The sequence below is a fragment of the Marinobacterium alkalitolerans genome (assembly GCF_017776525.1).
GTDB lineage: Bacteria > Pseudomonadota > Gammaproteobacteria > Pseudomonadales > Balneatricaceae > Marinobacterium > Marinobacterium alkalitolerans.
Genome location: NZ_JACVEW010000006.1, coordinates 142,339 through 165,205 on the forward strand (window position 1 = coordinate 142,339; position 22,867 = coordinate 165,205).

Below are 22,867 nucleotides of genomic sequence, written 5' to 3' on the forward strand. Positions count from 1 at the left end.
TCTGGCCAGCAGTTGCCGCCCGACACCTGCCCTAAAACGCTTTGGCGACATATTATACAGGACGCCCCGCCGCGGGGGCACCTCATATTTCCTACTCACGGCATTTGTGCCACACTTAGCCGCCATTGAGGAGGATAGGGATGCTGATCATTACCACTGTTGTCGCCACACTCTGTTATCTGATTGCTGCCTTCATGCAGTGGCGTCGCCTGTCCACTCGCGAGCACGATGAAAGCCGAGGCCGCAGCCTGCGCCTGATCGGTGCCGGCGCCTTTGTATTACATGGCTACGCAGTGTATCAGGTTCTGCACCAGCCTGACGGCATCGATCTGGGTTTCTTCCCGGTCGGGTCGCTGATCGCCTGGGTCGTTACGGGTCTGGTCCTCCTCAGCAGTCTGCGCCAGAAGCTGGACAATCTGTTTATCGGCGTATTCCCGCTGGCGGCCATTACCGCCCTGCTGGCATTGGGTGGCTTTGAAGATGCCCAAGCCAAGCCCTACGCGGGCGGCCTGATTGCACATATCCTGCTGTCTTTGCTCGCCTACAGCCTGTTTACCATCGCCACCCTGCAGGCGGTGCTGCTCTGGCGCCAGGAAGCGGCGCTCAAGCATCACCATACGCGCGGGCTGGTTGCCTCCCTGCCGCCGCTGCAGATCATGGAGCGACTGCTGTTCGACTCGCTCTGGGCCGGGTTTATTCTGCTGACCGCCTCGCTGCTGTCGGGCGTCATCTTTGTCGAGAACCTGTTTGCCCAGCACCTGGCACATAAAACCGCACTCTCGCTGATCGCCTGGGTGGTCTATGCCATACTTCTGGGCGGCCGCTACTTCCTGGGCTGGCGTGGCCGTACAGCGGTGCGCTGGACCCTGGTCGGATTCGTACTGTTGATGCTGGGGTTCTTCGGTTCGAAACTGGTACTGGAACTGATCCTCTAGACCCGGCCGATTGGCTTGACACCCGCGGGGCCTGACCAGAAAATGAACGCCCCGAATCAAGATAAGGTTTTGCCCCTTGGACGATGCGTCGATAGGCACACTGACTGTCATTCTCGTAATGCTGATTTTCTGTTCAGCATTCTTCTCCAGCTCGGAAACCGGCATGATGTCGCTGAACCGCTATCGGTTGCGCCATCTGGTGAAGAGCGGACACCGCTCTGCGCGCAAGGCCAGCAGCCTGCTGGAACGCCCGGACCGCCTGATTGGCCTGATCCTGATCGGTAACAACTTCGTCAACATCCTGGCCTCCGCAATTGCGACCGTGATCGCCGTCCGCCTCTGGGGTGACGCCGGTATCGCGATCGCCACCGCCGGCCTGACCATTGTCATCCTGATTTTTGCAGAGGTCTCGCCCAAGACCATGGCCGCGCTGCACCCGGAAAAGATCGCTTTCCCGGCCTCCTACCTGCTGCAGCCGATGCTCAAAGTGGCCTATCCGCTGGTATGGATCATCAACGGCATCACCAACGGCTTTCTGCGCCTGTTTGGCGTCAACATCAATGACACCGGCAATGAGAGCCTGAGCACGGAAGAGCTGCGCACCATCGTGCACGAGGCCGGTTCTCTGTTGCCGCACCGTAACCAGTCCATGCTGCTGGGGGTACTGGAGCTGAACGAGGTTACGGTCAACGACATCATGATTCCGCGCAACGAGGTAGAGGGGATCGATCTGGATCTGGAGATGGACGAAATTCTGGAGCTCCTGTCCAAGACCCGTCACACCCGTCTGCCGGTCTATCGCGGCGATATCAACAACATCGTCGGCATCCTGCACATGCGTAATCTGGCGCAGCTGATCCAGCAGGGCAAGGTGACCAAGCCGGCCATCATGCAGGTGGTGCATGAGGCCTATTTCGTCCCCGAAAGCACACCCTTGCAGACCCAGCTGCTCAATTTCCAGAAACAGAGCCGCCGCATCGGTGTTGTGGTGGACGAGTACGGTGATATTGAGGGTGTCGTGACCCTGGAAGATATTCTGGAAGAGATTGTTGGCGAGCTGTCTAACGACCATGACACCATCAACCAGGAAATTCATCCGCAGGAAGATGGCAGCTTCTTCATTGACGGCAGTGCCTACATACGCGAGATCAATAAGGCGTTGAAGTGGAAGCTCCCTACGGATGGCCCCAAGACCCTGAACGGTCTGATTACGGAAACGCTCGAATCCATTCCGGATGCCAACGTCTGTCTCGAGATCAACGGCTACCGCATGGAAACCCTGCAGATCTGTGACAATCTGGTCAAAACCGTGCGCATGAGCAAAACCGCCAAGGCACGGGAGAGCCTCTAGCTCTGACGGCACCGGGGTGACGCCTGACTAGACCGCTTCACCCTGCTCACGCCGACGGATCAGCGCCCAAACCGCTCGCTTTTCCGCGTTGGTCATGCGCCCCCAGCGGCTGATTTCACTGCCGCTGCGGTGGCAGGCAATACAAATATCCCCTTCCCCCAGCGCGCAGACGCTTACGCACGGGCTCGGCACCGGTTTGTCGTCGGCTGTTGTGTCAGTCACGTGTTGACTCCAGATGTTCAGGTCGTGGCTTCATCGGGATCTCGGCATCGAACCCCACATTCAGCAGCTCGGCCAGAATGTAGGCTGTCAGGCCCCAGATTACATCCCCCTGCCAGTCCCAGGCCGGCACAAAACGCGCCTTGCCGGCGAAATCGAGTCGATCCATGCGCCGACACGCCGGATCCAGCAGAAAGCTCAAGGGAACTCTGAGGATTCGCTCGATTTCGTCCGGGTTTGCCTGCAGGGGCTGGTGCGCCGCCACAATCCCCACCCAGGGCGATACCTGAAGGTGGTGCTTGGAGACAACCTGTCCCAGTGAGCCGATGACATTGACGTCGTCCGGCCGCAGGTCGATCTCTTCGTGCGCCTCGCGCAGCGCCGTGTCCAGCAGGTCACGGTCTTCCGGGTCACGCTTGCCGCCCGGAAAGGCGACCTCACCACTGTGGGTCGAGAGCGTTGCGGCCCTCAGGGTCAGAATCACTTCAGGATCCGGCCGATCTGTCAGCGCGACCAGCACGCCAGCTTCGCGACCTCGGGTTCTGAGGCGCCAGGGGCGGTGATGTTGAAGGCGCTTGCGTAACTGATCGAGCATGCACAAATCCAATCGACAAGGGGAGCCCTATAATACTCCTGTAACCGATCTGTCGCGACCCCGGGCAAGATGTCACAATGCCGGTACCGCAGCACAACATGAAAGGAGCTTCGATGAATTTTTGCAGCCAGTGCGGGCACAAGGTCAGCCTCAGGATTCCGGCCGGCGACAACCGTGAACGTCATGTCTGTGATCATTGCGGCAGCATTCACTACCAGAATCCGCGCATTGTTGCCGGCTGCCTGCCGGTGCATGGCCACCAGGTGCTGCTGTGCAAGCGAGCCATCGAGCCGCGCTACGGCCTTTGGACGCTGCCGGCCGGCTTTATGGAAAACGGCGAGTCGACCGAGGAAGCGGCCCTGCGCGAAACCCTTGAAGAAGCCCGCGCGGAAGTCGTGCTGCGCAAGCTCTACACCGTGTCTTCCATTCTGCACGTCAACCAGGTTCAGATGATCTATCTGGCAGATCTGCCGGAAGCACACTTTGGCAGCAGCGAGGAAACACTGGAAACCCGCCTGTTCAGCGAAGACGAAATCCCCTGGGATGAACTGGCCTTCCCGACCATTCGCAATGCCCTGAGGTTCTTTTTCGCCGACCGGGCCGAAACCAGTCCCTCATTCCCTTTACGCCACCTGGCGCTCTCACCGGGCCATGAGGAACTGTTGCTGGAAAGCTGACAGCAGTCAGGACGCCTGTACGTGCACCACCATCTGCTTGATCTCTGAAAGGTAACGGCGGTAGTCGGGGCTGTCATGCCGGCTGTAGTTCAGGTTGCGGAACAGCCCCGCCAGTTTCACGAAATGTGCCCGCACGGCGTCCTTGTCCTTCAGCGCCGGCGGGTTATCAAGGCACTCCACCAGCAGCATGAACAACTCTTTCTGCCGCTCAACCGGGGTGGAAGCGTCCACGTCATCAAACGCATCCTGCTGCAGATAGACCTGATCCAGACACTGTGACTTCTGCCAGGCCAGATAATCGTCCAGCGTCACCCCCTCTTCGCCGGTCACCTGCATCATCTGCTGAACCTGCTCCCCTTCCCGCAGCAGCGCCAGCATGCGTTTAACCTGTTCCACCCACTGTGGCGCCAGCCGATCGTTAAACCAGCCTTCAAGCTGATCCAGGTAGCGGGACCAGGAGATCAGCGGGTCGACGGCCGGATAGGCACGCTTGTAGGCCCTTTCGGCACTCAGGCCGAGGAAGGTTTTCACCGTTCTCAGGGTCGACTGGGTCACCGGTTCTTCAAAATTCCCCCCGGCCGGAGACACCGTGCCGATCAGGGTCAGACTGCCCTGCTCGTGCTCATTGGTCAGCACCATGCCCGCGCGCTCATAGAGCGCACGGACAGCCGAATCCAGATAGGCCGGAAAGGCCTCTTCACCGGGGATCTCTTCCAAACGCCCCGAGGTTTCTCGCATGGCCTGCGCCCAGCGTGAGGTGGAATCGGCAATCAGCAACACGTTGTAGCCCATCTGGCGGTAATACTCGCTGATGGTGATACCGGTATAGATGGAGGCCTCACGGGCCGCGACCGGCATGGAGGAGGTGTTACAGATAATGACGGTACGATCCATCAGGGTGCCGCCGCGAGGGTCGGGCATGTTGGGAAACTCGGTAATCGTCTCGACCACTTCACCGGCACGTTCACCACAGGCCACGATCACCACGATATCCACGTTGGAATAGCGCGAAATCAGCCCCTGCAGCACCGTTTTGCCGGCACCAAAGGGCCCCGGAATACAGGCAGTACCGCCCAGCGCGACTGGGAAAAAAGTATCGATCAGGCGAATACTGGTCAGCATGGGCTGATCCGGGAACTGTCGCTGGTTGTACCCCTCGCGCAGAAGGTCGCGATTGACGGGCACCCGGACCGGCCAGCGCTGCTGCATGCTGACCTCACGCTCGTCACCATTACTCAGGCGCAGGCGCACCACCGGTGTAGACACGGTGAAGCTGCCCTCCTGCACCCAGGTCACTTCTGCTTCCCCTCGCAGGTTGAAGGGCACCATGATCTTGTGACTGAACCGGCTCTCCGCGACACGCCCCAGCAGGTCGCCCGCCTTGACCCGCGCGCCCACCTTGACCGAGGGCTGAAAAGACCACTTCTGCTGCTGATCAATCCCATCGACCGCCAGCCCCCGCGGCAGGAAAAAGCCCTGCTGTCCGGCGATCACTTCAAGCGGGTTTTGCAGGCCGTCATACACCTGCCCCAGCAGCCCGGGGCCGAGCGAGACCGACAGCATCTGGCCGGTCTGCTCCACGGCGTCACCTACGGCAACACCTCGCGTGGTTTCAAACACCTGAACATCGGCCTCGCCATGGCGTACCCGCAACACTTCCGCCTGCAGCTTTTCCTGCCGTGCCCCATCCGTACGCTGTGGACAGATCAAGACCACCTCGTTTTTGGTAATGGGGTAAAACTCACCCTCGTCGTCCTTCAGCATGCGGATGCTGACGATGTCGTCACGGACACCGATCACCCGCGCACTCGGGGTCTGGCTCATGTTCATCAACCTGCCTCTGTCACCGCGTCGACCGACGCATCCGGCCCCAGCCGGTCAAGCGCGCGATCAACCAATTGTGAAAAATGCTCCTGCGCCGCATCCCCCTGCCAGCGCAGTCGATACTCTGCCAACGACCAGCGCAACCGATAGGCGGCCACCGCCATCAGGGTAAACGGGTGGCTTTGCTCCAGCAGTCTCAGTTTGCGCCACAAGCGCTCCAGAATCTGCTGCTCCAGCGCCAGGCACTGCCCCTGCTTGAGCTGCGCAAGCGACTCCACCAGCCAGGGATAACGCCGCCCCAGCCCGAAGTCGGCTTGCTGCCAGTCACGCTTGATAATCCAGATACGGGGGCCGTACCCCTCAAATCCGGTGCCATCGGCCTGACCGGCCAGACGGTAGCGCTGGGCCGCCATCAGGCTGCGCCACTCCAGGTTTTCTTCCAGTACGCGGCGCAAAGGCTTGTCCGGAATCGCCGCCAGCTCCTGCTGCCAGTGACGCACTTCGTCACGGTCCGAAAACCCTTCATCACCGCTGCGTTCGCGCTGGAACAGGCGCAACGCCCGTGCCAGCACGGCCTGATCTTCATCGCTCAGCATGCTCAGGCGCTGCTCGAGCTGCAGCACCGATATGGGCAGCTCGCGCAACTGGGACAGCGAGGGCGGCAACGCCGGCAGCGCCGGCACCAGGGTATAGTAGAGCGACACTAGCGAATCACTCCCTCCAGGATGGCCCTGAACCTCGGTTGCAGATGACGCAGCAACAGCTCGGCCAGCGCCCGGTCACTCAGGTCAATTTCAGCATCCTCGCCCTGACAGCGGATGCGCACACCACTGCCGTCGTGCACATCCAGCGTCACGCCCTCACGCAGCTGCAGGTTCAGCTGTTCCTGTACATATTGGCTCAGCTTGCCTTCCCGGTAGGCGTGCGGATTACGCCGCAGCTCTTCCAGACCAACGACCCCGGCCGGCAGCAGCAGCTCGACCTTCGGCATCGCACAGATGGTGGCATCCTGACAGGCCTGCACCACCACTTCCCGAATCACCTCGCGAATGAACTCGTCGCTGTTCAGCTGTTCACTGATCTGCATGCGCACACGGTTGGCAAAGGTCTGCGCCAACTGCTCACGCAACTGCAACTGCATGTCACGTGCCGCCATCTTGAGTGCATCTTCACCGGCACGGCGCAGCCGCTCGGAGTCTTCACGCGCCTTGCGGCGCAGTTGCTCCGCTTCCTGATGGGCCTGCTCGACCAGCCAGTTGGCCCTGCGTTCGGCCTCCTCGACCAGTTCTGACGCTTGGCGCTGCCCATCCTCTACGCCTTGCTGACGCAGTTGTTGAATCAGTTTTTCAACCCCCGAGGCAGCCTGTTGCTGATCACTCATGGCTCCTCCTAGGCCGGTATACCGGCACTGATTACCAGCGCAAAAATAAATGCGAAGACCGCAAAGCCTTCAACGATCGCGGCCGGCGCCACGGACATGCCGAAGATCTCGGGCTTGATTTTGGAGACATTGATGGCACTGGCACAGCACTGCCCTTGCCGAATGGCGCTGAACATCAAGGCCAGACCTGCCAGAATCCCCACCGCAAACAGGCCCGGCGCATTGTCCAGTGTCACGGCCCGGTTGAGGGAGAACATGACAACAATGCCGTAGATCGTCTGCGACGACGGCATGGCGGCGATCCCCACGTAACGCCCGTGCCCGGTTTCCGTTTCCAGCAGCGCCCCGCATGCGGCCTGCCCTGCCAGTGCGCAACCGATGATGCTGCCGATCGCGCCCAGTGCCATGGGGCCATAGAGCCCCGCCCATCCCAGTGCCAGTATCAGGTTATCCAAGGGTCGACCTCCCGCTTGGTGAAAGGTTGAAAAGCGTAGCCTTCATCCGCAAGGCTCCAGTTATAGAATTCGATCAGGTTCAGTCGCAGGCCATGGATGACACCACTGACCACCGCGAGAACGAAGTTGAGCAGGTGCCCCAGCAGCAGAATCAGGACCTCGAAGAACAGCCCCACCCCCGGGACGGCCGCTGCCACATCGGTGGCCAGCTGGTTGAAGGTAATGGCGAGAGAGGCACTGGCCAGACCCAGCGCAAACAGGCGCAAGTAACTGAGCACGTCACCGAACATCTTGGAGACACCTGTCAGCGCCAGCAGCCCATCCAGCAAGCGCCAGGCCCAGTCATTGGCCCGCTGCATGGGACGCGCACTGGAAAACAGCAGCACCAGCAGCAACCCGAACGCCATCACGCCCCATTCAACGCCCAGCTGCTGTCGCAGCCAGGCACTTACCCCCGCCAGAATCAGCAGTGTCCAGCCCAGCGGCGCCAGTGACTGCAGCGAGTGGCGCCGTCGCCAGGCGGTAATCAGGTTGGCCAGTACCAGGTGCCCTGCTCCCATTACAACGGACACCCGCATCATGCTGTCAAAGTCGTTCATGTCCAATATCTTGAGCGGCGCCAGCAGGGGCGGTGGCGCAGCACCGAAATAGCTGCCCACCAGCACACCCCAGAAGGCGGAAAACCCTGCCAGGGTGACACCCAGCACCCGCAGGCGGCGTCCGGTTTCGCTGCCGCCCATTCTGGACCAGTAGATCAGCAGCACCAACCCCAGCAAAGCCGCATACCCGGCGTCGGACAGAATCAGCGCAAAAAAGGCTGCAAAGGAGAAGAACACCACCCGCGATGGGTCCCACGCCCGGTAGCCCGGCATCTGATAGAAACGCACCACCTCCTCGCCACCGGCCAGCGCAGGCGGGTTCTGCAACAGCGTAGGCGGGTGTTCATGCTCGGCCACCTCTTCCAGCAGCAGCACCAGCCCTTCGTCATCCGCAAACTGCTCCAGCTCACCCACACGGGCGCTGGGCAGCCAGCCCTGCAGCGCAAAGATGTGTTCGTCATCGCGGGTCTGCCGCGACACCGCTTCCCGGTCAGCACTGTCCTGACTGCCCGCCATGGAGCGTTGCAACAGGTAGAGCCAGCGCGTATGGGCTTCGCGTTCGGCTTCCAGTGCCTCGATCTCGATTTCCAGATCTTCCAGCTCACGCTTCAACTGCTCAAGTGGCACCGAACCGGTATGCGTGCGTGGCACCGGCATCTGGTTGCTGCGCGGCTCTTCTTTCGACATGACGGCCACATAGGCATGGCGATTATCACGGTGGACCTGAGCCCAGGGCAGGTCACAGTGGCGCAGCTCATGCATGCGGTAGTTGGGCACCAGGTAGAACCAGAGCCGATAGCCCAGCAACCCCTCTTCGCCCGGCAGTTGAAAATTGCCCCAGGGCGCCAGATCACGTATACGCTTGCGCAGAAAGTCCCGGTGCTCACTGAGCTGAAGATGCTTGCGGCGGTTATGCCGCACAGCTTCCACAACCGCAGGCAGCTCAAAGTGGCGCTCCACCGTCACCTGCCGCCGTTTTTGCGGACAGGCCAGCAAGAACCGAATCGCCTGCTGCAACTGGTCCGGGCTCACCCCTTCAGGCAGCACGTTTTCCTGTTCAGCCAGCACCGCCTCTCGCAGCGGAATCACATGCATCAACCCCAGCGTTTGCAGCCGATCGAGAACCTGCGGCTTGTCTGCCGTCAGGCCGATCAGCGAGGCTTTTTTCAGTGCCTGAATACTCATACGGCCATCCTCGCCCGCTTGTTCTTGGCGATTTTGGCACGCACCACACCGGCCCGCTCCGCATCGGACAGTGCGATCCGGATACGCCGGATATTTTTCTCCGCCTTGGGTATCAACACCTTGTCAAACAGGTTCAGTCGCTGGGTGGTTTTCTGCAGCCCGGCTTCCAGCCGGTCCAGCCGAACCTGCTCGTTCTGAATACGTATTTTCAACTCAAGCATGCGTGCCAAATGCTGTACCATCACATCCACCCACTGAGGCAGTGCCAGGCGGGAATACTGGGCGCGGTCAATCCGGATGTCGGCCACCACCGGCAGCTCGATGCCGACCAGGTTTTCCACCTGGCGATCGACCCCATCCACTCTCACCAGCTCTCCCAGTGCCAGCTGTGTCCCGGCCAGCATCGGCAACTGCTCGGCAACGGCCGCTTCAATCGCGTCAATCTGCTGTTGCAGGTCTGACAACTGATGGCGTGTTTTCACGCGGGCCGCCAGAATCTGCTTGCGCTTGAGATCGAGCGCCGGCACGAACTGGCGGAAAGACTTCAGCCGCTGCTGCTCGTGATTGAGGGTGCTTTTATTCAGCGCAAGCTTGGCCATGGCGCACTAACTCGCTGCCTGCTGCGGGAAGTACTTATCCACAAGCTGCTGTTTCATCAACAGTTCTTCCGGCTGGAAGCACTCCGCCAGCGTTTGCCAACACAGGTCCAGCGCCTCTTCCAGCGGCATGGACACGTTAATGTCCATGAAGCGTTCCCGGAAGCGCTCACCAAAGATCAGCAGACGCTCGTCATACTCGGTCAGGTCGAAGGACATCGCCTGTTTCTGCTGGGCGTCGCGCGCTTCGGCGTAGAACCGCACCATGGTGTTCATGATCTGGCCGTGGTCCTCGCGCGTCACCTTGCCGATCACGTGCTGCTTGAGGCGCGACAGGGAGCCAAAGGGATCCAGCACACCGTCATGCAGATAAAACTGGCCCTCGGTGATGTAGCCCGTGTTATCCGGCACCGGGTGGGTCACGTCATCACCGGGCATGGTCGTAACCGAAAGGATAGTGACCGAACCAGCACCCTTGTAGTCACAGGCCTTTTCGTAACGGCGTGCAAGCTGAGAGTACAGGTCGCCGATATAACCGCGGTTGGAGGGCACGTGCTCCATTGAGATACCCACCTCCTTGAGCGCATCCGCGTAGGCGGTCATATCTGTCAGCAACACCAGTACCCGCTTGCCTTCTTCAACGGCAAAACGCTCGGCAACCGCCAGCGCCATATCCGGCACCAGCAAGCCTTCCACCACGGGGTCCGACCCCAGATGGGCAAAGGTCACCGTGCGAGCACTGACACCCGCCTCTTCAAAGGCACGGCGGAAGAAGTGATAGTCATCGAAGATCAGACCGATACCGCCAAACACCACCACATCGGCATCGGCATTGGCACCGATCTGCGCCAGCAGACGGTTGTAGGGCTCACCGGCGATAGAGAAAATCGGAATTTTCTGGCTTTCCACCAGAGAGTTGAAGACATCGATCATCGGCACGTTGGTGCGGATCATGCGTGATGCCAGGATACGACGCACCGGGTTAACGGTGGGGCCATCGATGTCGATCCGGGCCTCCTCGCTCAGCGCGGGGCCACCATCAATCGGACGGCCGGAGCCGGAAAAGGCGCGGCCCAGAATATTGGGCGAAAAGGTTACCTGCATGGGGTGGCCCAAAAAGCGCACACCCGCCCGGGTGGACAGCCCCTTGGTCCCGGAAAAGACCTGCAGGGATACGCTGTCACCCTCAAGCTGAATCACCTGAGCCATGTAAGGCGGTTGATCCGGATCAAGGATGTTTTCGATCAGAGCCAGGTCACCGTAGCCGATAGCGCTCACGTCGCCCTCGTCCGGTGTGGGTACGTGGACGCGCACGATGTCGCCCACTATCTCAAGAATGCGCGAGTAACGAACCAGTAGCTGAGTCACAGCGACCTCCCTTTGCTGCCAGCGCTAGAACTCCGCCAGCTTGTACACCTCGTATGCCACCTCTTCATAAGGGTGCGCCTCTTTCAAGGTGGCGACAGCGGTTTTGATCAGCTCATCGGTGCACACCATTTCCACCTTGAGCTCCGGCACGGTTTCCAGCTGCCCCTGCTGTCCCAGATGAGGGTTGGCACCGTCCAGCGGGCGGAACTGACCGGTTCCAAGCGTCTGCCAGCAGCACTGGTCATAATCACCAATACGCCCCACGCCGGCTTCAAACAGTGCGGTTTTGACCGGTTCGGCATCCGTTTCGGGTACGAAGAAACACAGTTTGTACATTCTGCCTCCATTCTTCACCGCATGAATGCTTACCATAGCCGTGTTCAGGCCGGGACAGCAAGCAGGTTCACACACTGACAGAGAGGAATGACAGAAAGGTTGCGGCAGGGCATAAAAGAGCCCGCCCGGAGGCGGGCAGAGGGAACAACAACAAGGTTGGGTTTGTCAGTGCAGGCCCAGTACGTCCTGCATGTCGAACAGCCCGGTGGTCTTGCTTTCCAGCCAGCCAGCGGCGCGAACGGCACCCTTGGCAAAGGTCATGCGACTGGATGCCTTGTGCGTAATTTCAATACGCTCACCTTCGGTGGCAAACAGCACCGTGTGGTCGCCAACAACATCGCCTGCACGGATGGTTTCAAAACCGATCTGCTTGGGCGGGCGCGCACCGGTAATGCCTTCACGTCCGTAGACGGCACACTCCTTCAGGTCACGTCCCAGCGCATCGGCCACTACTTCCCCCATACGCAGAGCAGTACCGGATGGAGCATCCACCTTGTGACGGTGATGGGCTTCAATCACTTCTATATCATAGCCGCTATCGTCACCCAGTGCCTTGGCTGCAATTTCCAGCAGTTTGAAGCAGAGGTTCACCCCCACACTCATGTTGGGCGCAAATACAATCGCGGTTTTCTCGGCCGCCTGCTGCAGCGACGCTTTCTGATCGTCACTCAGGCCAGTGGTTCCGATCACCACTTTTTTACCGTGCTCGGCACAGAACGCCACGTTCTGCATGGTCACTTCAGGTGCAGTGAAGTCGATCAGCAGATCAAAATCATCCACTACGGCTGCCAGGCTGCCCGCCAGAGCAACGCCCAGCTTGCCAACACCGGCCAGTTCACCCGCATCTGCACCGATCAGGGAGCTGTCAGGCTCCACGATGGCGGCACTGAATGAAACTGCATCATTCTGCTGCAGCGCCTCGATAATGGTTTTGCCCATACGACCGGCTGCACCGGTCACCGCTACTCTGATCATGCTGCTTTCCTGTATCCGTCTGCACAAACAGGCCCCGCAGGGCCTGCCATCAGGTCATATCTTCAAAAAACTTCTTCACCGAGTCAAAGAAGCCGTGTTTTTTCGGGCTGTGCGTACTGTTGCCTTCTTCCGTGGTCTCGGCGAACTCACGCAGCAGCTCTTTCTGACGGCTGTTGAGGTTGACTGGCGTTTCCACCGCAACCTTCACCATCAGATCCCCGACACTGCCACCGCGTACCGGGGTGATGCCCTTGCCACGCAGGCGGAACAGTTTGCCCGTCTGGGTTTCGGCCGGAATCTTCAGCTTCACGCGGCCATCCAGTGTCGGCACATCCAGCTCACCGCCCAGTGCCGCATCCACAAAGCTGATCGGCACTTCGCAGTAGAGGTGTTTGCCATCACGCTGGAAGATCGGGTGCTCACGCACGTGAACCTGCACATAGAGGTCGCCCGCCGGTCCACCATGGGTGCCCGCTTCGCCCTCGCCTGACAGGCGGATACGGTCTCCGGTATCCACACCGGCCGGGATTTTGACCTGCAGGGTCTTGGTTTTCTCGACCCGGCCCTGACCATGACAGTCGCCACAGGGATCAGAGATCACCTTGCCTTCACCACGACAGGTCGGGCAGGTCTGCTGTACCGAGAAGAACCCCTGCTGCATGCGCACCTGTCCCATGCCACCACAGGTGGAACAGGTCTTGGCGCTGGTGCCCGGCTTGGCACCGCTGCCGTCACAGGTCTCACAGCCGACCAGGGTCGGAATTTCCAGCGTTTTTTCGCAGCCGCGTACCGCTTCTTCCAGCGTCAGCTCCAGGTTGTAGCGCAGATCGGCCCCGCGCTGCACACCGGAACGACGTCGGCCACCACCGCCACCGCCGAAGATGTCGCCAAAGACATCACCGAAGATGTCGGAGAAGTTGCCTTCGAAGCCGCCGCCACCAAAGCCGCCAGCCCCCTGACCGTCGACACCGGCATGACCGAACTGGTCATAGGCTGCCTTTTTCTGGGCATCAGAGAGTACCTCGTAGGCCTCGCTGATCTCCTTGAATTTGTTTTCGGCCTCTTCATCACCCGGGTTACGGTCCGGATGGTACTTCATCGCCAGCCGGCGATAGGCCTTTTTGATATCACGATCGGACGCGTCGCGAGACACCCCCAAAAGTTCGTAGTAGTCCTGCTTTGACATGATCCGAATCTGACTCGTCAGGGTTTGGCTCACAGGAGCCGGACATGACAACGCGGGCCTGAGCCCGCGCCGTCACACTGCAAGGATCGACAAGCGCGAACGCTTACTTCTTGTCGTCGTCCTTCACTTCCTCGAACTCGGCGTCTACCACGTCGTCCGCGGCATCCTTGGCACCGCCTTCAGCACCACCGGCAGCGGCTTCTTCAGCCTGCGCCGCTTCGGCATACATCTTCTGCGCCACGGCGGACAGGGCTTCGGTCAACGCTTCGGCCTTGCTTTCGATCGCTTCCTTGTCGGAGCCTTTCAGCGCTTCTTCCAGCTCCTTGATGGCGGCTTCGATCTTCTCTTTCTCTTCGTCGGTCGCCTTGTCGCCGGCATCCTTCAGGGTTTTCTGTGCCGTGTGGATCATGGCATCACCCTGGTTGCGCGCAGCGGTCAGTTCCTCGAACTTCTTGTCTTCTTCCGCGTGCGCTTCGGCGTCGCGAACCATCTGTTCGATTTCATCGTCGTTCAGACCGGAAGAGGCCTTGATGACGATGGACTGCTCCTTGCCGGTTGCCTTGTCTTTGGCAGACACGTTCAGGATACCGTTGGCATCGATATCGAAGGTCACTTCGATCTGCGGCATGCCACGCGGTGCCGGCGGGATGTCCGCCAGGTCGAAACGTCCCAGAGACTTGTTGGACGACGCCTGCTTTCGCTCACCCTGAACCACGTGAATGGTCACGGCAGTCTGGTTGTCTTCAGCGGTCGAGAACACCTGCGACTTCTTGGTCGGGATAGTGGTGTTTTTCTCGATCAGCGGGGTCGCTACGCCACCCATGGTTTCGATGCCCAGCGTGAGCGGGGTTACGTCCAGCAGCAGTACGTCTTTCACGTCACCGGACAGGACAGCCCCCTGGATAGCGGCGCCGATAGCGACGGCTTCATCCGGGTTTACGTCCTTGCGCGGCTCCTTGCCGAAGAAGTCAGCCACTTTCTGCTGTACCAGCGGCATGCGAGTCTGACCACCCACCAGAATCACTTCATCGATTTCAGATGCGGATACGCCGGCATCCTGAATCGCAGTGCGGCACGGCTCGATAGAGCGCAGTACCAGATCTTCGACCAGAGACTCCAGCTTGGAGCGGGTCAGTTTCACGTTCAGGTGCTTCGGACCGGTCGCGTCTGCAGTGATGTACGGCAGGTTCACGTCGGTCTGCTGAGCAGAAGACAGCTCAACCTTGGCCTTCTCGGCCGCTTCCTTCAGACGCTGCAGCGCCAGCGGATCGTTGTGCAGGTCGATGCCGCTCTCTTTCTTGAACTCGTCCGCCAGGTAGTTGATGACAGCCAGGTCGAAGTCTTCACCGCCCAGGAAGGTGTCACCGTTGGTGGCCAGTACTTCGAACTGGTGCTCACCGTCAACGTCCGCAATCTCGATGATGGAGATATCGAAGGTACCACCACCCAGGTCGTATACGGCAACGGTCTTGTCACCCTTGGACTTGTCCATGCCGTACGCCAGCGCAGCCGCGGTCGGCTCGTTGATGATACGCTTCACTTCCAGACCGGCGATCTTGCCTGCGTCCTTGGTGGCCTGACGCTGAGAGTCGTTGAAGTAGGCCGGTACGGTGATCACCGCTTCGGTCACTTTCTCGCCCAGGTAGTCCTCGGCGGTCTTCTTCATCTTCTTCAGCACTTCAGCCGATACCTGCGGCGGTGCCATTTTCTGACCTTTTACGTCGACCCAGGCATCGCCGTTGTCAGCCGCGATGATCTTGTACGGCACCATCTTGATGTCTTTCTGGACAACATTGTCTTCAAAGCGACGACCGATCAGTCGCTTGATGGCAAACAGAGTGTTGTCCGGGTTGGTAACGGCCTGACGCTTGGCCGGCTGACCGACCAGAGTTTCACCGTCTTCGGTGTAGGCAATGATGGACGGGGTGGTGCGATCACCCTCGGCGTTCTCAATTACCTTGGTCTTGTCACCGTCCAGGATCGCCACACAGGAGTTGGTGGTGCCCAGGTCAATACCGATAATTTTGCCCATGTTCTGCTCCGCTGTTTCTGTCGCCTTATGGGGCGAACTCAAATCTAGAAAATTGGCTTGCTACTTATATGGGTACGCGTTGCGCAAATTCAACGCCCCGATCAGCTTTTAGCCACCATCACCATCGCCGGACGCATCAGACGGCCGTTGAGGAGGTAGCCTTTCTGTACCACGGTCACCACGGTGTTTGGCTCAACACCCTCTGCCGGCACCATGGACATGGCCTGATGGTGTTCCGGGTTGAAGGTTTCGCCTTCCGGGTTAACCTGCTCAACGTTGAACTTTTCCAGACCGGACAGGAACATGTTCAACGTCATTTCGATCCCTTCCCGGATCGCTTTGGTTTTCTCATCATCGCCCTGGCTGGCCTCGATGGCACGCTCAAGACTATCGACAACCGGCAACAGCTCGTTGGCGAACTTTTCCAGTCCGAACTTGTGTGCCTTCTCCACATCCTGTTCAGCACGGCGACGAATATTCTGAATTTCGGCCTGAGCACGCGGCTGAAGTTCTGCCAGCTCCTTTTGCAAGGCATCCACTTCGGCACGTGACTCTTCAAGCTGCTGCAGCAAATCTGCCTGATTGTCATCGGCGGATACGGTTTCAACCGCATCTGCTTCAACCACGGACTCCGCCGTTTCCTGAACCGAATCAACGGGTTCCTGGGTATTCTGCTGCTCTTTCGCCATCAGGTCTCTCCAACTGAATCTGGGGTTTCACCTCGTTGCAGATCTATATGGGGCTGTTTCTGACAGGTTCAAGCGTTCTCGAGAATTTTTTCAGCCAGGGATTGATGCCACCGGGAAAATGGCTTATACAGTAACTACTGTATAAACAACCACTGTATAGAAACCCATAGGTGGCAGTCATGCTCACGCAGATCACGATTCGCAACTTCGCCATTGTTGATGCGCTGGAAGTGGAACTGGACGGAGGAATGACCGTCATCAGCGGTGAAACCGGTGCCGGCAAGTCCATCATGCTGGATGCTCTCGGGCTGTGTCTGGGCAATCGGGCAGACAGTGACAGCCTCTACAAGGGCGCCGACAAGGCCGAGCTCACCGCCAGCTTCGATATCCGCAACCTGCCGTCCGCACAGCTCTGGCTCAACGAGCATGAGCTGGACGGTGATCCGCGTGAATGCCTGTTGCGCCGGGTTATTACGCGCGAAGGTCGCAGCCGCAGCTATATCAACGGTCGCCCCGCCCCGCTGGCTCTCCTGCGGGAATTCGGCCAGTTTCTGGTGGATATTCACGGCCAGCACGAACACCAGCGACTGCTGAAAAAAGACCATCACCGTGTACTGCTGGATGCGTTCGGCGGTCAGGGCGAACTGGCCGATCAGGTCAGACGCGGCTTTCACAAGTGGCGCCGGCTCTATTCCGAGTTTCGTGAACGCACCGATATTTCCGAGGAGCGCAACGCACGCGTACAGCTCTTGAGCTATCAGGTTGAAGAACTGGAGCAGCTCGCTCTGCAGCCCGGTGAACTGGAAGCGCTGGAGCAGGAGCAGCAGCGGCTTGAGAATGCCGACAGCCTGCTCTCATCGGGCCATCAGCTCCTGCAGATCAGCAGTGAAGGCGAAGACCAGCACTGCCTGTCGCTGCTGAATCACTGTCTGCAGTTGCTGGGACAGCTCGGCACCGATGACGAACGCCTTAAACAGGTTGACGAAATGCTCAACAGTGCACTGATTCAGGTTGAGGAAGCCAGCCGCGAAGTCCGCCACTTTCTGGACGGCATCGAGATAAACCCCGAGCGCCAGCAGGAAGTGGAAGAACGCCTCACTGCCATCTACGATATCGCCCGCAAACACCGCCTGCTGCCGGAAGAGCTGCTGGAATTCCAACAGGGACTGCAGGCCGAACTCGCCTCCCTCACGCAGGACGACGCGACACTGGCCGAGCTGGAAGAAGCGGTCGAGGCCGCACGTCAGGAATACCTGAGCGCCGCGGCTGAACTCAGCCTTGCTCGTCAGCAGGCAGCGGAAAAGCTGGGTGTACAGGTGGACGAGCAGCTTCATGCGCTGGGTATGCCCGCCGCCCATTTCACCGCATGCCTGACCCCTCTGGAAGAGGAGCGCTACAACGCCAACGGGCTGGAAGATGTGGAGTTTCTGATCAGCACCAATGAAGGCCAGCCGGCACGTGCACTGGCAAAAGTCGCCTCCGGCGGTGAGCTTTCACGCATAAGCCTGGCAATTCAGGTGATCACTGCGCAGACATCCAGCACACCGACACTGGTCTTTGATGAGGTGGATGTTGGTATCGGCGGGGGTGTGGCCGAGGTCGTCGGCCGCATGCTCCATGCACTGGGACAGCGGGTACAGATTCTGTGTGTCACCCATCAGCCTCAGGTCGCTGCACAGGGTGATCAGCATCTGTTTGTCAGCAAGAAAGGGAAAGCCTCGGGGAATCACACACGCGTCAGCCGCCTGAGCGATCACCAGCGCGTCGAGGAAGTGGCGCGTATGCTGGGGGGCGTCGATATTACCCGCACCACGCTCACGCATGCGCAGGAGATGCTGTCAGCCTAATGGCTGACAGCAGGAAAGGGTATCAGCTGTTTTTATCCTCACAGCCGTCCTTGCATACACCATAGAGGTAGAGGGTACGGTCAGTGATGGTAAAGCCCAGCTCGTCCGCAACCTTGTCCAGAATTTCGGACACCTTGGGTTCGGTAAACTCACGCACACGGCCACACTTCACACATACCACATGGTCGTGATGCTCATCGCGCGCCAGCTCAAAGACAGAGTGCCCACCTTCGAAGTGATGACGTGACACCAGGCCAGCCGCTTCAAACTGTGTCAAAACACGGTAGACAGTGGCAAGGCCCACATCTTCGCCCTGCTCCATCAATAGCTTGTAGATGTCTTCAGCACTGAAGTGGTCGCCTTCTCCGGCACGCTCCAGAATCTGATAAATTTTGACCCGCGGCAGAGTCACCTTGAGTCCGGCCTTCCGCAGTTCCTGATTTTCCAGTGCCATATTAGGTCTCAATCACTATGCTGTTCGGGATTTGCAATGTTAGACTCCATTATCTTTGTTTAGGCCTAAAAACGGAAGCCATTGTCCGATGCGAAAGGTTTTTGTCACCGCAATTCTAACGATTCTTATTACCGGCTGTTCGGGTTTCCCCGGCGTTTACAAGATTGATATCCCCCAGGGTAACCTGGTAACGCAGGAGATGGTCAACCAGCTGCGCCCCGGCATGACGCCCTCTCAGGTACGGTACATCATGGGTACACCGCTGGTGAATGACAGTTTCAGCAAGAATCGCTGGGATTACATCTATGCCCTGAAAAACGGTGATGACGAACGTTTCCGCGAGCGCATCAGCCTGTTTTTTGAAGACGACAAACTCGTGCGTCTGAGTGGCGACTTCATGCCCGGCGCGCCGACCGAAGCCGAAAAGGCCGAGGCTTCCGCTCAGTAAGCCTGACAGGAAAGATAGAACTATTCTGTCTTTCCTGCCTGTTCAGCTTCCTTCTGCGCTTTCATTTTGGCCGCACGCCTGGCCCTGACCTCTTTGGGATCCGCAATCAGCGGACGGTAGAGCTCAACCCGCTCACCCTCCTTGAGTACCGTGCTGGACGGGTCCTTCACGGCCTTGCCGAAAATACCCATGGGGATGGTTTCCGGATCGATCTCACTGAACAACTCAGTGATACCTGAGCGGATGACCGCCTCCTTGACGGTGCAGCCTTCCTCTACCTGCAGGGCAATAATCTTTTGCTCATGCGGCAAGGCATAAGCCACTTCAACCTGAATCATCACTAACTCCCCTGGCCGTACACTTCATCCGCACGCGTTACAAAGGCATCCACCAGTGTGGTGGCGACCGAGCTGAACACCTTGGACATGGCCATGCCGGCCAGTTTGCCCTTGAACTCGAAATCCATGGTGAGTTCGACCTTGCTTGCCTCATCACTCAGCGGCGTGAAAACCCACACCCCGTGCAGCGAGGAAAACGGCCCTTCCACCAGTGCGATATCCATCTGCCGAGGGCGCTCCAGGCAGTTGCGCGTGGTAAAACTGTATTTCAGTCCACCCTTGGCGAGATACAGCGTGGCCTCAAGCTCCTGGTCAGACTCGGCCACCACTTCAGTGGCCGAGCACCAGGGCAAGAAACGCGGGTACTGGCGTACATCGTTGACCAGATCGAACATCTGCTCAGCCGTATGCATCACCAGCGCACTACGTTTAACCTGCGTCATAGTTTTCCCTGTTGGGTTGGCCTGTCATCAGGCCAGCTTGTCATACAGATTGACCACAAAGATGATCAATACCGCTACCGGCGCGATAAAGCGGATCACGAACCTCCAGGCAGCGTAGGACTTGTTGCAGCCCAGTGCCAGCTCGTCCTTCGTCATACCGCTGTTCAGTACCCAGCCGGTATAAAGCGCGATCAGCAAACCACCCAGCGGCAGCATCACGTTCGCCGTGATGAAGTCCAGGAAGTCGAAGATGCTCAGCGTGAAGATCTTGATCTCGGACCAGTGGTTAAACGACAGCAGACAGGCGATGCCCAGCAGCCACACGATGATACCCAGTACCAGCGCTGCCGCGGGGCGGCGCATGCCAAAGCGTTCCACAACCCAGGCAGCCGCCGGCTCCAGCAGGGAAATGGCAGACGTCCAGGCGGCGACACCGACCAGCGTAAAGAACAGGAAGCCGAACACCTGACCGCCCGGCATCTGGCCAAAGGCCACCGGCAGCGTAATGAACATCAGGCCAGGGCCCGCCCCCGGATCGAGCTGATTGGCAAACACGATCGGGAAGATGGCAAGGCCCGCCACCAGCGCAACCAGGGTATCCAGCACACCGATGGTGATCACCGTGGCGCCAATGGAATCCTTTTTGCCCATATAGGAGCCGTACGCCATGATGGCGCCCATACCCAGCGACAGTGTAAAGAAGGAGTGCCCCAGTGCGACCAGAACCGCATCCCAGGTCAGTGCTTCAGGCGAGAAGCTGAACAGGAACGACCAGCCCTCGGCGAAACTGCCGGAGGTAGCAGAGTAGCCCAGCAGTACCAGCAGCAGCAGGAACAGAGCCGGCATCATCACCTTGGTGGCACGCTCAAGCCCCTTGTTCACACCGCCGGCCACAACGGCTACAACCATCAGCACAAACACCGTATGCCATACCAGCATCTGGTCTGCACTTGCCAGCAGGTCAGTAAAGCGCTGACCCGCCTCCTCACTGCCCACATCCACCAGCTGTCCTGTACCCATGCCGGCGATGTAGTGCAGCACCCAGCCTGCAACCACTGAATAAAATGAGAAAATGGTAAAACCAGACAGTACACCCAGCCAGCCAATGACACCCCACCGGGTGCTGCGCCCCGCTTCAGCCGCCGTTTCCATAACGGCGTTGATTGGGCTTTGACGGGCACGGCGACCGACCAGAATCTCACCCATCATGATGGGAATACCCACCATCAGGATGCACACCAGATAAACCAGTACAAAGGCACCCCCGCCATTTTCACCGGTGATATACGGGAACTTCCAGATGTTACCCAGTCCGACTGCCGACCCAGTTGCCGCCAGGATGAAGATCCAGCGGTTTGCCCACGAGCCGTGAATAGACTGTTTAGACTCCATAGCACTCTCAAATCATGATTTTTTGGAAACCAGCAATTGTTCATATTTCCGACAAGGGTGACAACCTTAAACGGCCATTTGACCGAATAATCTCTCAATCCAGCCGCTTAGACCCACCTTTCCTTGCCTCGCGCACGTCTATATAATCCGCGCATGGCGAAGAAAAAGAAGGCTCCAGGCGGAAATACCATCTGCCTTAACAAACGTGCCAAGCACGAATACACCATCGAAACCCGTTTCGAGGCTGGCGTGTCCCTGCAAGGCTGGGAAGTCAAAAGCCTGCGTGAAGGGCGTGGCCAACTGGTCGATTCCTACGTGGTATTCAAGGATGGCGAGGCCTGGCTTGTCGGGGCTCACATCACTCCATTGATTTCGGCCTCGACTCACTACGTGACCGACCCGCGCCGCGATCGCAAGCTGCTACTTAACCGCCGCGAGCTCGACAAACTCACCACTGCCGTAGACGCCAAGGGCTACACCTGCGTCGCGCTGGCCCTGTACTGGAAAAAGGGCATGGTGAAATGCGAGATTGCACTGGTGAAGGGCAAGAAACTGCACGACAAGCGCGCGGCCGAGAAAGAGAAGGACTGGAACCGCCAAAAGCAGCGCGAACTGGCTGTGGCGGTTCGCTGAACTCAAGCCCTTTCATGGTGTCTACATAACCGTTACAATAGCGCGTTCAAATCTGGGGGTGACTTGGCTTCGACGCCGATTACGAACCCTTAGGTGCATGCCGAGAACGTGATGATTCTCGTAAATCCCTCATCACACTAGTTATAGTTGCAAACGACGATAACTACGCACTGGCAGCATAAGCCTGCCAGCGCCGCACTGTAAGGTGTCTGTAACTTACTGATTTTGCGGTGTCATACGAGACAGAATCGCCCGGATGCTTTGCCCTAAGCTGAACGGTTAAAACTAAAAGGGCTCGCCCACAGCACCCTGGCTCTCGGGTCGCGACGGGTTAACCTAATAGAGAAGCCTAAGCATGTAGATCTTGAGGCAGAGGATTGGCGGACGCGGGTTCGAAACCCGCCACCTCCACCACTTTTAAATAATTCGCTTAATTATCAGCGGGTTAGTGAAGGCACAGGATACTGAATCCAAGAAAGGTACACTTTAGAGGTACACTTTCATGGCCTATGCCGATTACCTAGTCCGAACTGTTTCGGGCATCTACCACTTCAGATACACCTACCTAATATCTGGGAAGCCCAGAGTCATTAAGCGATCCCTACGAACTCGATGCAAGTCGACAGCGCGTGCCCAAGCGGTATTATTGGCACAACGTTGTAGAGAGTTGCTTCAAGAGGGTAGAACGTTGAAAGCGGTAGAAGAACTTGAAACGATTAAGAAGCTGGTCAAGGACAGCCCTGTAGAGCCGGTACAAAGTAACGATTTTTATCATTCTGCAATTAAGGATTACGAGCATCAGATATCGTGGGTTCGGAAGATACTTTCTCCTCATATCAAAGATGTGGAGAGTCTCACTTTACGCGAGATAGCCACACTTTATAAAAAACATCATGAGGGCGTGACTAA

The 22,867-nt window shown here is 58.5% G+C and carries 25 protein-coding genes and 1 other RNA gene; 8 read left to right on the forward strand and 18 right to left on the reverse strand.

The window, feature by feature from the left end; all coding sequences use genetic code 11:
* Positions 1 to 140: 140 nt before the first annotated feature.
* Together H9C73_RS05705 and H9C73_RS05710 are read left to right on the forward strand one after the other, a co-directional pair.
* Positions 141 to 935 carry a cytochrome C assembly family protein gene (locus tag H9C73_RS05705; protein ID WP_209286836.1) on the forward strand — a complete coding sequence of 265 codons (795 nt, stop codon included), beginning with the start codon at positions 141 to 143 and terminating at the stop codon, positions 933 to 935.
* Between the two features lie 76 nt (positions 936 to 1,011).
* A complete protein-coding gene (locus H9C73_RS05710; protein ID WP_209286837.1) occupies positions 1,012 to 2,286 on the forward strand; it encodes an HlyC/CorC family transporter in 1,275 nt (424 codons plus the stop codon).
* 27 nt (positions 2,287 to 2,313) lie between these two features.
* Here the strand turns inward: H9C73_RS05710 and H9C73_RS05715 are convergent, their stop codons facing one another.
* Both H9C73_RS05715 and H9C73_RS05720 read right to left on the reverse strand, forming a co-directional pair.
* Positions 2,314 to 2,508: a DUF1289 domain-containing protein gene (locus H9C73_RS05715; protein WP_209286838.1), complete on the reverse strand. Its 195-nt coding sequence runs from the start codon at positions 2,506 to 2,508 to the stop codon at positions 2,314 to 2,316.
* A complete protein-coding gene (locus tag H9C73_RS05720) occupies positions 2,501 to 3,100 on the reverse strand; it encodes a CoA pyrophosphatase (protein ID WP_209286839.1) in 600 nt (199 codons plus the stop codon). The genes H9C73_RS05715 and H9C73_RS05720 overlap by 8 nt, the downstream gene beginning before the upstream one ends.
* A 113-nt stretch (positions 3,101 to 3,213) precedes the next feature.
* On the opposite strand from H9C73_RS05720, the gene H9C73_RS05725 reads away from it, so the two are divergent.
* Entirely contained in the window at positions 3,214 to 3,777 is a 564-nt protein-coding gene (locus H9C73_RS05725) for an NUDIX hydrolase (protein WP_209286840.1), read from the forward strand.
* Positions 3,778 to 3,783: 6 nt separating this feature from the next.
* On the opposite strand, the gene H9C73_RS05730 is transcribed toward H9C73_RS05725, so the two are convergent.
* The 12 genes from H9C73_RS05730 to grpE all read right to left on the reverse strand — a co-directional run bounded on the left by H9C73_RS05730 (position 3,784) and on the right by grpE (position 16,403).
* Positions 3,784 to 5,601: a V-type ATP synthase subunit A gene (locus H9C73_RS05730; RefSeq protein WP_236014097.1), complete on the reverse strand. Its 1,818-nt coding sequence runs from the start codon at positions 5,599 to 5,601 to the stop codon at positions 3,784 to 3,786.
* Between the two features lie 5 nt (positions 5,602 to 5,606).
* Complete coding sequence (locus H9C73_RS05735) at positions 5,607 to 6,305, reverse strand: hypothetical protein (RefSeq protein WP_209286842.1); 699 nt, start codon at positions 6,303 to 6,305, stop codon at positions 5,607 to 5,609.
* Positions 6,305 to 6,982: an ATPase gene (locus H9C73_RS05740; protein ID WP_209286843.1), complete on the reverse strand. Its 678-nt coding sequence runs from the start codon at positions 6,980 to 6,982 to the stop codon at positions 6,305 to 6,307. The genes H9C73_RS05735 and H9C73_RS05740 overlap by 1 nt, the downstream gene beginning before the upstream one ends.
* A gap of 8 nt (positions 6,983 to 6,990) precedes the next feature.
* Positions 6,991 to 7,437 carry an ATP synthase subunit C gene (locus tag H9C73_RS05745; RefSeq protein WP_209286844.1) on the reverse strand — a complete coding sequence of 149 codons (447 nt, stop codon included), beginning with the start codon at positions 7,435 to 7,437 and terminating at the stop codon, positions 6,991 to 6,993.
* Positions 7,425 to 9,221 (reverse strand): V-type ATP synthase subunit I, encoded by a 1,797-nt coding sequence (locus H9C73_RS05750; RefSeq protein WP_209286845.1) that lies wholly within the window; start codon positions 9,219 to 9,221, stop codon positions 7,425 to 7,427. Before H9C73_RS05750 ends, H9C73_RS05745 begins: the two co-directional genes overlap by 13 nt.
* A complete protein-coding gene (locus H9C73_RS05755; RefSeq protein ID WP_209286846.1) occupies positions 9,218 to 9,820 on the reverse strand; it encodes a V-type ATP synthase subunit D in 603 nt (200 codons plus the stop codon). Before H9C73_RS05755 ends, H9C73_RS05750 begins: the two co-directional genes overlap by 4 nt.
* A gap of 6 nt (positions 9,821 to 9,826) precedes the next feature.
* Complete coding sequence (locus H9C73_RS05760) at positions 9,827 to 11,185, reverse strand: V-type ATP synthase subunit B (RefSeq protein WP_209286847.1); 1,359 nt, start codon at positions 11,183 to 11,185, stop codon at positions 9,827 to 9,829.
* A 24-nt stretch (positions 11,186 to 11,209) separates the two neighbouring features.
* Complete coding sequence (locus tag H9C73_RS05765; RefSeq protein ID WP_209286848.1) at positions 11,210 to 11,521, reverse strand: Nif3-like dinuclear metal center hexameric protein; 312 nt, start codon at positions 11,519 to 11,521, stop codon at positions 11,210 to 11,212.
* Positions 11,522 to 11,686: 165 nt separating this feature from the next.
* Positions 11,687 to 12,496, reverse strand: a complete 810-nt coding sequence (gene dapB, locus H9C73_RS05770; RefSeq protein ID WP_209286849.1) for a 4-hydroxy-tetrahydrodipicolinate reductase — start codon at positions 12,494 to 12,496, stop codon at positions 11,687 to 11,689.
* A 49-nt stretch (positions 12,497 to 12,545) separates the two neighbouring features.
* On the reverse strand, positions 12,546 to 13,682 hold the full coding sequence (dnaJ, locus tag H9C73_RS05775; protein WP_209286850.1) for a molecular chaperone DnaJ: 1,137 nt from the start codon (positions 13,680 to 13,682) through the stop codon (positions 12,546 to 12,548).
* 103 nt (positions 13,683 to 13,785) lie between these two features.
* On the reverse strand, positions 13,786 to 15,756 hold the full coding sequence (gene dnaK / locus H9C73_RS05780; protein WP_209286851.1) for a molecular chaperone DnaK: 1,971 nt from the start codon (positions 15,754 to 15,756) through the stop codon (positions 13,786 to 13,788).
* 59 nt (positions 15,757 to 15,815) lie between these two features.
* Positions 15,816 to 16,403 carry a nucleotide exchange factor GrpE gene (grpE, locus tag H9C73_RS05785; RefSeq protein WP_209286852.1) on the reverse strand — a complete coding sequence of 196 codons (588 nt, stop codon included), beginning with the start codon at positions 16,401 to 16,403 and terminating at the stop codon, positions 15,816 to 15,818.
* A 179-nt stretch (positions 16,404 to 16,582) separates the two neighbouring features.
* Here grpE and recN point away from each other — a divergent pair, with 179 nt between their 5' ends.
* Complete coding sequence (gene recN / locus H9C73_RS05790) at positions 16,583 to 18,250, forward strand: DNA repair protein RecN (protein ID WP_209286853.1); 1,668 nt, start codon at positions 16,583 to 16,585, stop codon at positions 18,248 to 18,250.
* A gap of 22 nt (positions 18,251 to 18,272) precedes the next feature.
* Here recN and fur read toward each other — a convergent pair whose 3' ends face one another.
* Positions 18,273 to 18,704 carry a ferric iron uptake transcriptional regulator gene (gene fur, locus H9C73_RS05795; protein WP_209286854.1) on the reverse strand — a complete coding sequence of 144 codons (432 nt, stop codon included), beginning with the start codon at positions 18,702 to 18,704 and terminating at the stop codon, positions 18,273 to 18,275.
* An 88-nt stretch (positions 18,705 to 18,792) separates the two neighbouring features.
* On the opposite strand from fur, the gene H9C73_RS05800 reads away from it, so the two are divergent.
* On the forward strand, positions 18,793 to 19,152 hold the full coding sequence (locus tag H9C73_RS05800; RefSeq protein WP_209286855.1) for an outer membrane protein assembly factor BamE: 360 nt from the start codon (positions 18,793 to 18,795) through the stop codon (positions 19,150 to 19,152).
* Between the two features lie 20 nt (positions 19,153 to 19,172).
* Here H9C73_RS05800 and H9C73_RS05805 read toward each other — a convergent pair whose 3' ends face one another.
* Genes H9C73_RS05805 through H9C73_RS05815 form a run of 3 tightly spaced genes read right to left on the reverse strand, consistent with a single transcriptional unit; the run spans position 19,173 to position 21,325 of the window.
* On the reverse strand, positions 19,173 to 19,490 hold the full coding sequence (locus H9C73_RS05805; protein ID WP_209286856.1) for an RnfH family protein: 318 nt from the start codon (positions 19,488 to 19,490) through the stop codon (positions 19,173 to 19,175).
* Between the two features lie 2 nt (positions 19,491 to 19,492).
* Positions 19,493 to 19,933, reverse strand: coding sequence for a type II toxin-antitoxin system RatA family toxin (locus H9C73_RS05810; protein WP_209286857.1), 441 nt, complete (start codon positions 19,931 to 19,933; stop codon positions 19,493 to 19,495).
* A 27-nt stretch (positions 19,934 to 19,960) separates the two neighbouring features.
* A complete protein-coding gene (locus H9C73_RS05815) occupies positions 19,961 to 21,325 on the reverse strand; it encodes a sodium-dependent transporter (protein WP_209286858.1) in 1,365 nt (454 codons plus the stop codon).
* Between the two features lie 153 nt (positions 21,326 to 21,478).
* Here H9C73_RS05815 and smpB point away from each other — a divergent pair, with 153 nt between their 5' ends.
* The 3 genes from smpB to H9C73_RS05830 form a co-directional block, all read left to right on the forward strand.
* Positions 21,479 to 21,958 carry an SsrA-binding protein SmpB gene (smpB, locus tag H9C73_RS05820; RefSeq protein ID WP_209286859.1) on the forward strand — a complete coding sequence of 160 codons (480 nt, stop codon included), beginning with the start codon at positions 21,479 to 21,481 and terminating at the stop codon, positions 21,956 to 21,958.
* Positions 21,959 to 22,012: 54 nt separating this feature from the next.
* Positions 22,013 to 22,372: a transfer-messenger RNA gene (gene ssrA, locus H9C73_RS05825) on the forward strand.
* A 274-nt stretch (positions 22,373 to 22,646) separates the two neighbouring features.
* The coding region (locus H9C73_RS05830) for a hypothetical protein (RefSeq protein WP_209286860.1) at positions 22,647 to 22,867 on the forward strand (221 nt) is incomplete at its 3' end.

Bases quoted from the DNA above. Each gene is read 5' to 3' on its own strand.
- H9C73_RS05705 (WP_209286836.1), top strand. From the start codon at position 141: ATGCTGATCATTACCACTGTTGTCGCCACACTCTGTTATCTGATTGCT.
- H9C73_RS05720 (WP_209286839.1), bottom strand. From the start codon at position 3,100: ATGCTCGATCAGTTACGCAAGCGCCTTCAACATCACCGCCCCTGGCGC.
- H9C73_RS05725 (WP_209286840.1), top strand. From the start codon at position 3,214: ATGAATTTTTGCAGCCAGTGCGGGCACAAGGTCAGCCTCAGGATTCCG.
- H9C73_RS05730 (WP_236014097.1), bottom strand. From the start codon at position 5,601: ATGAGCCAGACCCCGAGTGCGCGGGTGATCGGTGTCCGTGACGACATC.
- H9C73_RS05740 (WP_209286843.1), bottom strand. From the start codon at position 6,982: ATGAGTGATCAGCAACAGGCTGCCTCGGGGGTTGAAAAACTGATTCAA.
- H9C73_RS05750 (WP_209286845.1), bottom strand. From the start codon at position 9,221: ATGAGTATTCAGGCACTGAAAAAAGCCTCGCTGATCGGCCTGACGGCA.
- H9C73_RS05755 (WP_209286846.1), bottom strand. From the start codon at position 9,820: ATGGCCAAGCTTGCGCTGAATAAAAGCACCCTCAATCACGAGCAGCAG.
- H9C73_RS05765 (WP_209286848.1), bottom strand. From the start codon at position 11,521: ATGTACAAACTGTGTTTCTTCGTACCCGAAACGGATGCCGAACCGGTC.
- dapB (WP_209286849.1), bottom strand. From the start codon at position 12,496: ATGATCAGAGTAGCGGTGACCGGTGCAGCCGGTCGTATGGGCAAAACC.
- dnaJ (WP_209286850.1), bottom strand. From the start codon at position 13,682: ATGTCAAAGCAGGACTACTACGAACTTTTGGGGGTGTCTCGCGACGCG.
- grpE (WP_209286852.1), bottom strand. From the start codon at position 16,403: ATGGCGAAAGAGCAGCAGAATACCCAGGAACCCGTTGATTCGGTTCAG.
- recN (WP_209286853.1), top strand. From the start codon at position 16,583: ATGCTCACGCAGATCACGATTCGCAACTTCGCCATTGTTGATGCGCTG.
- fur (WP_209286854.1), bottom strand. From the start codon at position 18,704: ATGGCACTGGAAAATCAGGAACTGCGGAAGGCCGGACTCAAGGTGACT.
- H9C73_RS05800 (WP_209286855.1), top strand. From the start codon at position 18,793: ATGCGAAAGGTTTTTGTCACCGCAATTCTAACGATTCTTATTACCGGC.
- H9C73_RS05805 (WP_209286856.1), bottom strand. From the start codon at position 19,490: ATGATTCAGGTTGAAGTGGCTTATGCCTTGCCGCATGAGCAAAAGATT.
- H9C73_RS05810 (WP_209286857.1), bottom strand. From the start codon at position 19,933: ATGACGCAGGTTAAACGTAGTGCGCTGGTGATGCATACGGCTGAGCAG.
- H9C73_RS05815 (WP_209286858.1), bottom strand. From the start codon at position 21,325: ATGGAGTCTAAACAGTCTATTCACGGCTCGTGGGCAAACCGCTGGATC.
- smpB (WP_209286859.1), top strand. From the start codon at position 21,479: ATGGCGAAGAAAAAGAAGGCTCCAGGCGGAAATACCATCTGCCTTAAC.